12 protein-coding genes are annotated in these 13,442 nt (G+C 30.3%); 5 read left to right on the top strand and 7 right to left on the bottom strand.

The annotated features are described in order from the left end of the window. Positions 1–73: 73 nt before the first annotated feature. Complete coding sequence (locus HGB55_RS02920) at positions 74–967, bottom strand: LD-carboxypeptidase (protein WP_168814495.1); 894 nt, start codon at positions 965–967, stop codon at positions 74–76. 103 nt (positions 968–1,070) lie between these two features. Between HGB55_RS02920 and metG the strand changes: the two genes are divergently transcribed. The 3 genes from metG to HGB55_RS02905 all read left to right on the top strand — a co-directional run bounded on the left by metG (position 1,071) and on the right by HGB55_RS02905 (position 5,883). Beyond that, positions 1,071–3,128: a methionine--tRNA ligase gene (gene metG / locus HGB55_RS02915; protein ID WP_168814493.1), complete on the top strand. Its 2,058-nt coding sequence runs from the start codon at positions 1,071–1,073 to the stop codon at positions 3,126–3,128. 122 nt (positions 3,129–3,250) lie between these two features. Further along, complete coding sequence (locus tag HGB55_RS02910; protein ID WP_168814488.1) at positions 3,251–5,398, top strand: Tex family protein; 2,148 nt, start codon at positions 3,251–3,253, stop codon at positions 5,396–5,398. Positions 5,399–5,523: 125 nt separating this feature from the next. Then, the gene (locus tag HGB55_RS02905) at positions 5,524–5,883 is read left to right on the top strand and encodes a YraN family protein (RefSeq protein ID WP_168814487.1); all 360 of its coding nucleotides are present in this window, start codon (positions 5,524–5,526) and stop codon (positions 5,881–5,883) included. Here HGB55_RS02905 and HGB55_RS02900 read toward each other — a convergent pair. Beyond that, entirely contained in the window at positions 5,880–7,226 is a 1,347-nt protein-coding gene (locus HGB55_RS02900) for a TlpA disulfide reductase family protein (protein ID WP_168814486.1), read from the bottom strand. The genes HGB55_RS02905 and HGB55_RS02900 overlap by 4 nt on opposite strands. Before the next feature lie 83 nt (positions 7,227–7,309). Here HGB55_RS02900 and HGB55_RS02895 point away from each other — a divergent pair, with 83 nt between their 5' ends. Continuing rightward, on the top strand, positions 7,310–8,110 hold the full coding sequence (locus tag HGB55_RS02895; protein ID WP_168814485.1) for an SDR family oxidoreductase: 801 nt from the start codon (positions 7,310–7,312) through the stop codon (positions 8,108–8,110). Here HGB55_RS02895 and HGB55_RS02890 read toward each other — a convergent pair. After that, positions 8,107–8,460, bottom strand: coding sequence for a hypothetical protein (locus HGB55_RS02890; protein ID WP_168814483.1), 354 nt, complete (start codon positions 8,458–8,460; stop codon positions 8,107–8,109). The two genes, HGB55_RS02895 and HGB55_RS02890, sit on opposite strands and share 4 nt — an antisense overlap. Before the next feature lie 64 nt (positions 8,461–8,524). On the opposite strand from HGB55_RS02890, the gene HGB55_RS02885 reads away from it, so the two are divergent. Beyond that, the gene (locus tag HGB55_RS02885) at positions 8,525–9,037 is read left to right on the top strand and encodes a CvpA family protein (RefSeq protein ID WP_168814481.1); all 513 of its coding nucleotides are present in this window, start codon (positions 8,525–8,527) and stop codon (positions 9,035–9,037) included. Here HGB55_RS02885 and HGB55_RS02880 read toward each other — a convergent pair. From HGB55_RS02880 to HGB55_RS02865, 4 genes are read right to left on the bottom strand one after another with little or no spacing between them, the layout of a single operon-like run. Further along, complete coding sequence (locus HGB55_RS02880; protein WP_247649176.1) at positions 9,034–9,789, bottom strand: tetratricopeptide repeat protein; 756 nt, start codon at positions 9,787–9,789, stop codon at positions 9,034–9,036. The genes HGB55_RS02885 and HGB55_RS02880 overlap by 4 nt on opposite strands. Before the next feature lie 2 nt (positions 9,790–9,791). Beyond that, the gene (locus HGB55_RS02875; protein ID WP_371807794.1) at positions 9,792–11,546 is read right to left on the bottom strand and encodes a BatD family protein; all 1,755 of its coding nucleotides are present in this window, start codon (positions 11,544–11,546) and stop codon (positions 9,792–9,794) included. A 14-nt stretch (positions 11,547–11,560) separates the two neighbouring features. After that, positions 11,561–12,367, bottom strand: a complete 807-nt coding sequence (locus HGB55_RS02870) for a tetratricopeptide repeat protein (protein ID WP_168814477.1) — start codon at positions 12,365–12,367, stop codon at positions 11,561–11,563. Then, positions 12,354–13,388: a VWA domain-containing protein gene (locus tag HGB55_RS02865; protein ID WP_211047331.1), complete on the bottom strand. Its 1,035-nt coding sequence runs from the start codon at positions 13,386–13,388 to the stop codon at positions 12,354–12,356. The genes HGB55_RS02870 and HGB55_RS02865 overlap by 14 nt, the downstream gene beginning before the upstream one ends. Positions 13,389–13,442 lie beyond the last annotated feature (54 nt).

Here is a 13,442-nt window from a genome sequence, read left to right as displayed (position 1 = left end):
GTATTGTTATTTAATGAGGTTCTTCATTTGTTATCACTTCATTTAGAATAACAATCGTTTTATCTTATATATTTTATAACAAAAGCGTTACCGTTTGGTTGTTAATCTCTAATTTTACATTTCGTCCTAAAACTAAGGCATTATTATCATTTAAATGCCCGGCAGGAAAATCAAAAACAACCGGAAAATCGTATTCAGAAACAATATCTAGAATAATTTCTTTGGCATTTTTACCAAATGGAATACTGTTATCGTGCATATCTGTCATTCCTCCCACAATGAGTCCTCTTAAATTTTCAAAATAACCGTTTCTTTTTAAGTTCATCAGCATTCTGTCAATATGATATAAATATTCGTCTAAATCTTCAATAAAAAGAATTTTTTCAGAAGTATTTATAGATGAATTACTTCCCAATAAACTGTATAAAATAGACAAATTTCCTCCAATAAGTTCTCCTTTAGCACTTCCCAATTTATTTTCTTCTGAAGAAGGAATTTTATAAGAAACAGGCTTTCCGAAAATACTTTTTTTTAAGGATGTTAAAGCCATTTTGGTGTTTTTTTCAATATCTAAAGGCATCGTAGCATGAATGGTTTCAATGCTAAAATTATGGATATGGTTGTGTAAAACCGTAATGTCGGAATAACCAATAATCCATTTAGGATTTTTCTTAAATTCCGTAAAATCAAGTTGGTCAATAATTCGAACTGTTCCGTATCCACCTCGAGCACACCAAATAGCTTTTATTTTGTGATTGTCGAGCATTTTTTGAAAATCGTTTATTCGTATCTCATCACTTCCTGCAAATTGATTTTCTTCCGAGCCAATAGTATCGCCTAAAACTGCGTTTAAACCCCAACTTTCAAGCAACCTAATGGCTGGTATAATTTTATCGGGAGTAATTTTTCGGGCTGTTGAAATTATGGCAACAGTATCATCTTTCTTTAAATTAACCGGTTGAATCATTCTTTAAAATTAATAAATGATAATGCAAATTACGAAAACCGAATCAACTTTTCACTTTTCTAATAAACAATCCTTATTTTTGCACTTTCTTAAATTAATTTTGATGAGCAATTCAAAAAGATATACAATTACAGCGGCTTTACCATATACAAATGGTCCGGTTCATATAGGACATTTAGCAGGAGTATATGTGCCAGCTGATATTTACGCACGTTATTTACGTAGCACAGGAAATGATGTTGCCTTTATTTGCGGTTCTGATGAACACGGCGTACCAATAACGTTAAAAGCAAAAAAAGAAGGTGTTACGCCACAAGATATTGTAGATAAATACCACGCAATTATTAAAAAATCATTTGCTGATTTTGGCATTTCTTTTGAAAATTATTCGCGTACATCTGCTAAAATTCACCATAAAACAGCCTCAGAATTTTTTAAGAAATTATACGATGAAGGTAAATTTATTGAAGAGGCAACCGAGCAATTATATGATGAAGAAGCAAATCAGTTTTTAGCAGATAGATTTGTTGTTGGAACCTGCCCAAAATGCGGTAATGAAGAAAGTTATGGAGATCAATGCGAAAAATGCGGTACAAGTCATAATGCAACAGATTTGATCAATCCAAAATCGGCAATTACAGGAAATGTACCTACAATGAAGGTTACAAAACACTGGTATTTACCATTAGATAAGTACGAGAAATGGTTACGAGAATGGATTGTTGAAGGTCATAAAAACGATTGGAAAACCAACGTGTTAGGACAAGTAAAATCGTGGTTAGATGATGGTTTAAAGCCAAGGGCTGTTACACGCGATTTAGATTGGGGAATTCCTGTGCCTGTAGAAGAAGCTGAAGGAAAAGTACTATACGTTTGGTTTGATGCTCCTATTGGTTATATTTCATCAACTAAAGAATGGGCTGCACGTGAAGGAAAAGATTGGGAACCTTATTGGAAAGATAAAGACACTAAGCTTATTCATTTTATTGGAAAAGATAACATTGTGTTTCATTGTATTATTTTTCCGGCGATGTTAAAAGCTGAAGGAAGTTATATTTTACCTGAAAATGTGCCTGCAAATGAATTTTTAAATTTAGAAGGCGATAAAATTTCAACTTCAAAAAATTGGGCAGTTTGGTTACACGAATATTTAGAAGATTTTCCTGATAAACAAGATGTGTTGCGTTATACATTAACTGCAAATGCACCAGAAACAAAAGACAACGATTTTACTTGGAAAGATTTTCAGGCAAGAAATAACAATGAATTGGTTGCTATTTTTGGAAATTTTATCAATAGAGTTGTAGTGTTAACCAATAAATATTACAAAGGTATTGTTCCTGAACCAAATGAATTTTCAGATGTTGATAATGAAACGTTGGAAAAATTACAAAAATTTCCATCAATAATTGCAGATTCTATTGAGCGTTACAGATTTAGAGAAGCATCACAAGAATTGATGAATTTAGCGCGTTTAGGAAATAAATATTTGGCTGATGAAGAACCTTGGAAGTTGATTAAAGAAAATCCGGATAGAGTTAAAACAATTATATATGTTGCCTTGCAAATTGCAACAGGATTGTCTGTTGTTGCTGAGCCATTTTTACCCTTTTCAGCTTCAAAATTAAAAGGAATACTGAATATTTCTGAAAATTTACAATGGAATGATGTTGCTGAAAAAGATGTTTTACTTGCTGAAAATCATCAAATAGGAAAAGCAGAATTATTGTTTGCTAAAATTGAAGATAGCGAAATTCAAGTTCAACTAAATAAATTAGAAACAACCAAACTAGCTAATGAAGCCGAAAATAAAGTTGTAGAACCACAAAAAGAAACCATCCAATTTGATGATTTTACAAAGCTGGATATTAGAGTGGGAACTATTGTTGAAGCTGTTAAAGTACCAAAAACCAAAAAATTGTTACAACTAAAAGTTGATGTTGGTATTGATACACGTACTATAGTTTCTGGAATTGCCGAAAGCTTCTCCCCTGAAGAAATTATTGGTCAAAAAGTAACCGTTTTGGTAAATTTAGCTCCACGCGTTTTAAAAGGAATTGAAAGTCAAGGAATGATTTTAATGACTGATACTCCTGACGGGAAATTAGCTTTTATTGAACCTGAAAATGATTCGGTAAAAAATGGCGAGCAGATAAGTTAAAAAATAATTTGTTCGTCATGCTGAACTTGTTTCAGCATCTCATCCTATTTGTATTAATAATTAAGAGACCCTGAAATAAATTCAGGTGACGTTTATATTTATGTTAATTATATTTAAAATAAATGCAATTAGTAAACTACATAAAATCCAACACCAATCTTCCTGAAAAAAGCATTGAAAATACCATTCAGTTATTAAATGAAGATTGTACCATTCCTTTTATTTCGCGTTACAGAAAAGAACGCACCCAAAATTTAGACGAGGTTCAAATAGGTGAAATTGTAAAATACAAATCGCAATTTGAAGAGCTTGAAAAACGAAAAGTAACTATTCTTAAAGCTTTAGAGGAGCAAGAAGTTTTAACGGAAGAATTAAAGCAAAAAATAGCCAATACGAACGATTTAATTGTTTTAGAAGACATTTACCTTCCTTTTAAGAAAAAACGTAAGACAAAGGCCGAAACTGCTCGTAAAAATGGATTAGAACCGTTGGCGAAGATTATAATGAGTCAGAATGCAACAAATATTAAATCTATTGCTTTAAAATATGTAAAAGAAGAGGTTAAAACTGAAGATGAAGCTTTAGAAGGTGCACGTTATATAATTGCAGAATGGGTTAATGAACGTACCGATGTTCGAAATAATATTCGTTATCAGTTAGAAAAATTCGCTACAATAAACACCAAAGTAGTTAAAGTAAAAGAAGATACTTCGACTCCGCTCAGCACAAGTGAGAAAGCGCAAAAATTTAGAGATTATTTTGATTGGAGTGAAGCGTTAAATAGAATTCCTTCACACCGATTGTTAGCCATTTTAAGAGCAGAAAAAGAAGGTTTTATTCGTGTAAAAATTGAAATTGATGATGAAAGAGCTTTAATCAAAATAGAAGATAGAATTATCCGTTCTAATAACGATTGTTCCGTTCAAATTAAAAAAGCAATTCAAGATTCATACAAACGATTGTTGTTTCCTGCATTGTCGAATGAAATCTTAAATATGGCAAAAGAAAAAGCTGATGAAGGAGCGATTGCTGTTTTTGCAAAAAATTTAAAACAATTATTATTAGGATCTCCTTTAGGTGAAAAAAACATATTGGCAATTGATCCGGGTTTTAGAACAGGCTGTAAGGTTGTGTGTTTAAATGCACAAGGCGGTTTGGAGTATAATGAAACCATTTATCCTCACGCTCCTAAAAATGATTCTATTGGTGCGATGAAAAAAATAAACTCGCTGGTTGATGCGTATAAAATTGAAGCCATTGCCATTGGAAACGGAACAGCATCAAGAGAAACAGAACAACTAATCAGAAAAATGCGCTTTAACAAAGATATTCAGGTTTTTGTGGTAAGTGAAGCGGGAGCATCAATTTATTCTGCTTCAAAAATTGCGCGTGATGAATTTCCAAATTACGATGTTACTGTTCGTGGGGCAGTTTCTATTGGTCGTCGTTTAGCAGATCCTTTGGCTGAATTGGTAAAAATCGACGCAAAATCTATTGGTGTTGGGCAATACCAGCACGATGTAGATCAAACCAAATTAAAAAATAGTTTGGATACCGTTGTAGAAAGTTGTGTAAATGCCGTTGGTGTAAATATCAATACCGCAAGTACTTCATTGTTAAGTTATGTGTCTGGAATTGGTCCAAAATTGGCTGAAAATATTGTGAGTTACAGAACTGAAAAAGGTGCTTTTTCTTCAAGAAATGATATTAAAAAAGTACCAAGACTGGGCGATAAAGCTTTTGAACAAGGTGCAGGATTTTTACGAATTAAAAATGCGAAAAATCCTTTAGATGACTCGGCTGTACATCCGGAAAGTTATGCTATTGTTGCAAAAATGGCGAAAGATTTAAATAAAAATGTAGCTGAATTAATTGGAAATAAAGAGCTTTTACAAAAAATAGATTTAAAAAAGTATTGCAGCGAAACAGTTGGTTTACCAACTCTTGAGGATATTGTGAAAGAACTTGAAAAACCCGGATTAGACCCTCGTTCAACAGCTAAAGTTTTTACATTTAATAAGGATATTAGAACTATTAACGATTTAAGAATTGGACAATTATTACCAGGAATTGTAAATAATATTACCAATTTTGGTTGTTTTGTAGATATTGGTATTAAAGAAAGTGGCTTGGTTCACGTTTCTAATTTGTCAGATAAATTTGTGAGTGATGTAACCGAAATTGTAAGCTTACACCAACAAGTTATTGTAAAAGTGTTGGAAGTTGATGTTGAGCGTAAACGAATTCAGCTTACGATGAATTATAAATAAACAAAGCGCTTAAAATAGAGTAATTTCATAATGCTGAACTTGTTTCAGCATCACATATCAAAACACTGAATATTATGCGTCCTTGAAACAAATTCAAGATAAGAATATCGATTTACTTATAAAAAATGGCATCACACAATGAACTAGGAAAAAAAGGAGAAGAAATTGCAGTAGAATTTCTTGTGAAAAATGGCTATAAAATTTTAGAGCAAAATTGGCGCTTTCAAAAAGCGGAAGTTGACATTATTGCATTAAAAAATGATGTTTTAGCCATTGTTGAAGTTAAAACACGTTCCACCAATTATTTTGGAAATCCACAAGATTTTGTAAATTCTAAAAAAATAAAACTCTTGGTCGAAGCAATTAACGAATATATTATTTCAAAAAATTTAGATGTTGAAGTTAGGTTTGACATTATTGCAATTATAAAAAATCAAAATAGCTTCAAAATTGAACATTTAGAAGATGCTTTTTTACACTTTTAATTTTCAAAAAAAGCTTTTACATCTTCAAAATAATCGGGTTTAGCAATAATTTTTTTATCTTTATCTAACACAAAATAAGTTGGTGTTGCTGTAATTTTATACTCTTTTGCAATTGAGTTTTCCCATTTTTTTAAGCCTAAAACATTCGTCCACTTTACATAATTCAATGTATAGTGATTAAAACCTAATTCATCTTTTTCTAATGCAACGGCAATAACATGTATATTTTCTTTGTCTTTTGTGTAATCATATAATTTAGGAACTTCTTCTAAACAATGAGAACACGAAGTGCTCCAAAAAACCAAAATATATTTTTCTGCCACATCAAGTTCTGATAACTTTATTTCCTTGCTTTTTTCTTTCCAACTAAAATCGGGTGCTGTTTTTCCAATGGCAAGTTTTATCAACGATTCTACTTCTTCCACAAGTGATTTATTGATATATTTTTCAGGTAAACTATTGTATTTATCAACTAAAAAGTTTGTTAATTCAATATTTTCTAATTGAGAAAAAGTATATAAAACGGTTGACAAAATTTCGCTTTTAACTTCATTATTATCGCCAATTTTTTGCATAACCTCATTAACAGCATTTTTGTACAATTTATTTTGGACTTCAGCATCATCAGAAACATTCAAATAAAAAATATAGTCTACAATTTTTTCTGCCAATAGGGTTGAAGTTTCTAATTCTTCGGTAGAAAAATTAAAAGAATCAAAAAAATGCATTTTTTCGCTATTCAAATATTCTTGAGCTGATGAAAATAGTTGAGGAGCATAATACTTTTTTTTCATTTTAAGTATATTATTAAACAATGTATCTGTACTATTCAATACTATTGATTGCTCTATTTGTTGATATGAATTCAGCCCTTCTTTATATAAATTTTCAGTAGTTAATCTTTCTTTTTCATCAATTAGCTTAAAATACGTTAATTGCAACGAATCTAATTTCTTTTTGATTAAAGAAGATTTTGCTAAATAATTATAATATTTACTATTATTTTCGGAGTTTATAAAACTTATATTTTCTAAAGGGTTTTCAGGATTGAATGTTATTTCAACACTATTATTTTTATAAATAAAGTCAATATTTTTACCATTATCCATACTATATACTAAACGATACATTCCTTGTTCTGATTTCTCGGGCATTTCAAGTGTAAATTGACTATTTTCTATAACAGAGTTGGTAATATACAATTGCTTTGCTCCTTTAAGTTGGTACAAAATAACCCAACTATAAGTATCAGTTTGAGGATTTAACTTCCCTTTTATGGTATTTTGGCTATAGCCTAAAAATGTAATAAGCAATAATAACGACAGTATAATTTTTTTTAGCATGAGGTCTTACTATTTTGGAATATTTTCTCAATAATTGAACCAAATGTACTTAAATTTATTATTTTGTGTAAAAATATATTCTTATGAATTTCACAAATAAAACCATTTGGATAACGGGTGCTTCTTCAGGTATAGGAAAATCAATTGCACTTGAAATTTCTAAACTTGATATTGGTGCTAAATTAATTCTTTCTTCTAGAAATGAAGCCGCACTTAATAAAGTAAAAAACGAATGTGTTAATTCTGAAAATATAAGAGTTTTACCTTTAGATTTAGAAAAATATTCAACTTTAAAACCTAAAGTAAGCGAAGCTTTAGCTTTATTTGGAAGTGTTGATATCCTTTTTAATAATGGAGGAATAAGTCAGCGTTCGTATGCCAAATATACTTCTGTTGATGTTGATAAAAGGATAATGGATATAAATTATTTAGGAACCATTGCTTTAACCAAAGCGCTTTTACCTCATTTTATAACTAAAAATGAAGGTTGTTTTGTAATTACATCGAGCATTGTTGGAAAAGTTGGAACTCCGTTACGTTCATCTTATGCTGCATCAAAACATGCGCTTCATGGTTTTTTTGACAGCTTAAGAGCCGAAATTTATAAACACAATATACAAATTACTATTGCTTGTCCGGGTTTTGTTCAAACTAACGTTTCAATTAATGCACTTACGGGAGATGGAACACCTCAAAACAAAATGGATACAGCAACTAAAAATGGCTTAACAAGCGAAAATTTTGCTAAAAAATTATTGCCCTCTGTTAAAAAAGAAAAGCAAGAAGTTTATATTGGTGGTTTTAAAGAAGTACTGGCTGTTTATTTAAAACGCTTTACTCCAAACTTACTTTCAAAAATAATTCGAAAATCGGCAGTAACTTAAATCAGTCCGTTTTGTTGAAAATACATTACAATAGCCTCTTTCATTAACACCGTTTGTTCTCCGGCTTTTAAAACCGGTAACTCTTCAATTACTTTATAGTGAGGCCATCCGTCGTTGTCAAAAAAATCAAATTCATAATAACCAAAAGGCTCCAGTAAGCGGCAAATAGCAATATGCATTAAATTAACTTTATCATCTTTTTTAAACTCTTTTGGTCCCTGACCTAACTCTTGAACACCTATTAAATAAATAATAGCATCCAAATTAAGTTCTTCTCCATCACCAAATTTATCAGATAATATTTTAGTTAATTGCTCCCAGTTTTCTTTTATTTTTTGATCTCTTGACATTTTAAAACGTTTGTTTGGCTGCAAATATACAAATCGAATAATGTATATTTACAAAAAATTATTTATGAATACTTTTGATATTATCATTGCTGCTCTATTGGTATTTGGATTTATTAGAGGGCTTTTTAAAGGTTTATTTGTTGAAGTAGCATCTTTAGTTTCATTAATTGCGGGAATTTACGGAGCAATACACTTCTCTTATTTTGTAGGAAATTTTTTAGCAGAAAGAGTTTCTTGGGATGAAAAATACATTACTATAGTTTCGTTTGCAATTACATTTGCTGCAATTGTACTGGTAATAGCTTTATTAGGGAAACTGTTTACTAAAATTGCTGATTTTGCAGCTTTAGGTTTGTTAAATAAGTTATTGGGAGGTGTTTTTGGTGCTTTAAAAATTGGATTGATATTGAGCATAGTTTTACTAATATTCAATAAACTAAACAATACTATTCCCTTTCTTTCAAGTGAACAAAAAGAAGAGTCGGTTTTATACGAGTCGGTTAAAAATTTAGCACCTGTATTGTTCCCTAGTTTTGTAAATGTAGTTGATGAAAAATCAGAAAATACAAGCGATTAAATTTCTTTCAAATCCTCGGCTTTTATCCAGCCTGTTTTACCGTCGGCTATTTTAATTTTTTTCCAGTTATCTAACTCATCTAAAACAACAACTTTTGTGCCTTCATGAAGTTCAAAAACTTCGTCACCTGATTTAGTTGGAGCATTTTTAATTTCAGTTTTTGGTGCAAAAATTATAGCTGTTCTATTCTTTTGTTCAATTTTATAATTGCTGAATGCAAAAAACAGCGTTACTAACAATACAAAAACTGTAAAAATACTTGTATTAAAGTAGAACAATTTCTTTTTTGAAGAATTTGAAAAATAATACATTAAAAACAATATTGAAGCTAAAAAAGAAGCAATAACTGCAATAGTAGCCCAAGAATCAAATGTTAATTTTTGAATAACAGCTTCAGAAAAACGCTGTAAAAAAGTTTTGGGTAAATCTTCAATCACATCAATTGTCATTCGCTTTGCAAAAGCCAAGTTTGATATAGAGTCTTGGTGATTTGGATTAATTTTTAACGCTTTTTCATAATAATAAATGGATGGAGCAACTTTATTCAGCTTATAATAACTGTTTCCTAAATTAAAATACAACTCTGCCGATACAAAGTCTTGTTTTTCAATATCCAAATACAATTCAATTGCCTTGTTGTAATTTCCATTTTTATACAATTCATTCGCTTTTGAAAATAATTCATTTGCAGTTTGAGAATGAATTATCAAACTAAAAAAAAGTGATAGTATTAAAACAACTCTTTTCATCATTTTTACAATTGTTTATCAATTTTAGTTAACACTTCTTTTGCTTTTTCAAATTCTTGTTGCATCATTACATCGGTAGTTGGTGTATAACGTGCAAAATCGCAATCGTTTAAAACATCAATAAACTCACTAATTGTTTCTTTGTTAACACCTTTATTTTGTAATAATTCAGATATTTTTTCTTTTGAAATATCGGATGTTTCAACAAATAGTTTTGCTTTTAAAAAATTGTGCAATGCCTTTTCTAAAGCAATATAAAATCCTTCTTTATTGCCCAACTGTTTTTTGGCTTCTGATAGATATTTTCTAGCTAATCTATTGGCTGTTCTAATTTTGTTTCCAAACACATCGCCTGCACGTTCTGCTCTTTTATTTCCTATAAATATTCCTATTGGTACAGCTAAAAATGGTAATAAAAGCAATACGTAAAATAATTTTGAATGAAGGAAATCTTGTTCTTCCTTTGGCTCAAATGATGTATCTAAAGCAATATATTTAAAATTATTGTCGCTTGCAGTAACTGTACGTTTTGTTGTTTCATTAGTGTTACTTGCCGTAGGTAACTCTTTACCTTCAGTAACATCAACAAAAATAGCATCAGCTTTTATTGTATTATATTTTTGCTCTTTTGGGTTAAAATATGTAAATGAAACTTCCGGAATTTTATATTTTCCTTTAAACTGAGGAACTACTGTATATATATCGGAAACACTTCCTCTTAAACCATTTAACGAAGTTACTACTTGCTCTTTATGCTCCGGTGTATAAACTTCTAACTCTGCAGGTGTTGTTATTTTAGGAATTTCAAATAATTTTAAATTTCCTTTACCCGAAACTTCAACCTTTATTTGAGCAGCATCGTTGGCTTTCAAAACATTTTTATCTGTAGTAACTTTAAATTCGAACTCACCAACAGCACCTGTAAAATCAACCGGTTTTCCTTCTTCAGGCAAGGCTTTTACATTCACGTTTTTTTCTGCTGATTCGGTTGAAAAATTTATATTTCTGGTAATCATATTTCCAAAAAAATCTCCTCTACCGGTTGGAATTCCAACTGAAAAATCCATTTTTATAGGTTCTATAATCAATTTACCTGCTCTTTGCGGAATTAGAACCGCTTTTTTAAGAACAAGGTATCGATAATCTTCCCCATTATACTTCCCTTTTTTTACATTTAAATCTTTAACCTCAATATCTTGATTCCAAAAGCCATTGTATTCAGGAGATTCACTTACCCTCCAATCGTGAACGCTTATATTTTCACTAACAAATAGTTTATAAACCACATAAATTCCTTCTCCAACATAAGGGCTTAAATCGGAAACTTCAGCAACCAAATGTATATTCTGCTGTGCAATATAATGAGGATTATTAGGGTCTTTAGGAATTTCAACTGCAGATGTTACTGTTATTTTTACAGGATTGGATTTTACAATTTCATCATCATATTCAATAGTTGCAGACTCTATGGTAAATTCGCCTTCACTTTTGGGTTCTAAAATATAAATATACGATTGAGAATAGCTTGATTTACCATTTATCCACGATTGATTTACTGATGAACTTGGACCTCCTGCTATTCTAAAATTAGTGAATGAAGGAGGTTTAAAATTATCTGCTCCTTGCTTATTTACCGTAAATTCAATTCTAAAACGCTGATTTACACCTAGCTTATTTTTACTCACAGAGGTTTTAAACTCAATTTGAGCAAAAATTACTTGTGTTGTAACTAATAAAATGCTTAGTATGTAAAACTTCATTAATTTCATTTCAATTACCAGTCTTTTTCTTGTTTTATTTTTTTACCCTGTGCTTTTTGAGCATTCAGTTTCTTTTGAGTTTTATTTTCTTCGTTATTCATTGCCTCTAACAATTGTTTCATTTGTTCCGGAGACAATTGATTTGGTCGTGGTTTTTGATCTTTTTGTTCATCTTTTTTATCTTGATTCTGATCATTTTTTTGTTGATCTCCTTTATCATCTTCTTTGTCTTTCCCTTTATCTTTATCTTCGTTTTTATCGTTTTTCTTATCCTGATCTCCTCCTTCTTTATCTTTCTGATCTTTGTTTTTATCGTCTTTATTGTCCTTATTATCTTTGTTGTCTTTATTATCCTTATTTTGTTGTTGATTTTTTAATAATTCTTGGGCCATTGCCAAATTGTAGCGGGTTTCATCGTCTTTTGAATTATTTCTTAATGAATTTTTAAACGCATTAACCGCTTTATCATACTGTTTTTCTTTCATAAAAGCGTTTCCCATATTATGATACGCTTCTGCCTTACTCATTTTATCTTTAACAGTTTTTTCAACCAACTCAAACTGACTTACAGCTTCTTTACCTCTATTTTGTTGATAAATTGTATTTCCTAAATTATAGGAAGCTTTTGGATAATTCGGGTTTTTAGACAATGCTTTTTTATAAGCAATTTCAGCCTCTTCAAACTTTAACTGATTGTATAACTTGTTTCCTTCCCTAACATCTTCTCTTGCTTGTCGTTCCAGTTTTTTTGAATCTTTTTGCTGAGAAAATAAGAGTGTTGTAAAACATAAAAATACGATGATCAAACTACTTCTTTTCATTAAATAAATTTAATTTTTGTACCCACTTCGTTTTCTTTTCTAATAACAATACATCAATAATTAGAAATAACAATCCTAAACCTATAAACCATTGAAATTGATCTTTATAATCTGAAAATTGCTTAGTTTCAAATTCACTTTTATCAGCTTTTATTAATAGATTTTCTATAAAATCTATGGTTTCTTGTGTTTTATTTCCATTTATATATTTCCCATTACCTTCATTAGCAATATCTCTTAATACTTGTTCTTTCATTTGGGTAATAACCACCTCTCCTTCATTATCTTTTTTATAAGTTATTCCGCCAATACTTTGAATTGGGATTGGACCTCCTTTTTCGGTACCAACACCAACAGTATATATTTTTATTCCTTGTTTTGTTGCTTCTTGTGCTGTAGAAATGGTATTTTCTTCATGGTCTTCACCATCAGAAACTATAAATAAAAATCGGTTGGTTTGCTCGTTATTATCAAAATATGTTATTGCCCTTTCAATAGCCTCATTAATTGCTGTTCCTTGGCTTGAAACCATATCCGGATTTGCATTTTGTAAAAACATTTTTGCGGCTGCATGATCGGTTGTAATTGGTAATAACGGATATGAATTTCCTGCATAAATAATAATTCCAACTCTGTCGCTTCCCAATTGATCGATAATTCGCGTAATTATTTGTTTCGCCTTATCTAACCTGCTGGGTGCTATATCTTCAGCGAGCATACTTTTTGAAACATCTAAGGCAAAAACAATATCAACTCCTTGACGTTTAACTGTTTCTAACTTAGTTCCCATTTTTGGATTTGTTAAAGAAACTATTAAAAATGCTAAAGCTATTAATACTGCTATTATTTTTAAGAACGATTTAAATGTAGATTTTTCCGGACTTAATTTTTGAATTAAATCACTATCTGCAAATTGTTTTTGTGTTCTTTTTTTCCACCAAAGCACCAACAAAAACAGCACAAATATAACAGGTATAATTGCTAAGTATATAAAATATGTTGGTTCTTCTATTTGATACATAATTGTTTTTTAATTGTTTAATCATGAAATTGTTTAATTGTTTTTCTTCATTTT

Source organism: Lutibacter sp. B1 (genome assembly GCF_012524075.1).
GTDB lineage: Bacteria > Bacteroidota > Bacteroidia > Flavobacteriales > Flavobacteriaceae > Lutibacter.
The sequence above is the reverse complement of the archived record's forward strand: the minus strand, read 5'-3'. Positions and strand labels throughout refer to the sequence as shown.

Bases quoted from the DNA above. Each gene is read 5' to 3' on its own strand.
- HGB55_RS02920 (WP_168814495.1), bottom strand. From the start codon at position 967: ATGATTCAACCGGTTAATTTAAAGAAAGATGATACTGTTGCCATAATT.
- metG (WP_168814493.1), top strand. From the start codon at position 1,071: ATGAGCAATTCAAAAAGATATACAATTACAGCGGCTTTACCATATACA.
- HGB55_RS02910 (WP_168814488.1), top strand. From the start codon at position 3,251: ATGCAATTAGTAAACTACATAAAATCCAACACCAATCTTCCTGAAAAA.
- HGB55_RS02905 (WP_168814487.1), top strand. From the start codon at position 5,524: ATGGCATCACACAATGAACTAGGAAAAAAAGGAGAAGAAATTGCAGTA.
- HGB55_RS02900 (WP_168814486.1), bottom strand. From the start codon at position 7,226: ATGCTAAAAAAAATTATACTGTCGTTATTATTGCTTATTACATTTTTA.
- HGB55_RS02895 (WP_168814485.1), top strand. From the start codon at position 7,310: ATGAATTTCACAAATAAAACCATTTGGATAACGGGTGCTTCTTCAGGT.
- HGB55_RS02890 (WP_168814483.1), bottom strand. From the start codon at position 8,460: ATGTCAAGAGATCAAAAAATAAAAGAAAACTGGGAGCAATTAACTAAA.
- HGB55_RS02885 (WP_168814481.1), top strand. From the start codon at position 8,525: ATGAATACTTTTGATATTATCATTGCTGCTCTATTGGTATTTGGATTT.
- HGB55_RS02880 (WP_247649176.1), bottom strand. From the start codon at position 9,789: ATGATGAAAAGAGTTGTTTTAATACTATCACTTTTTTTTAGTTTGATA.
- HGB55_RS02875 (WP_371807794.1), bottom strand. From the start codon at position 11,546: ATGAAGTTTTACATACTAAGCATTTTATTAGTTACAACACAAGTAATT.
- HGB55_RS02870 (WP_168814477.1), bottom strand. From the start codon at position 12,367: ATGAAAAGAAGTAGTTTGATCATCGTATTTTTATGTTTTACAACACTC.
- HGB55_RS02865 (WP_211047331.1), bottom strand. From the start codon at position 13,388: ATGTATCAAATAGAAGAACCAACATATTTTATATACTTAGCAATTATA.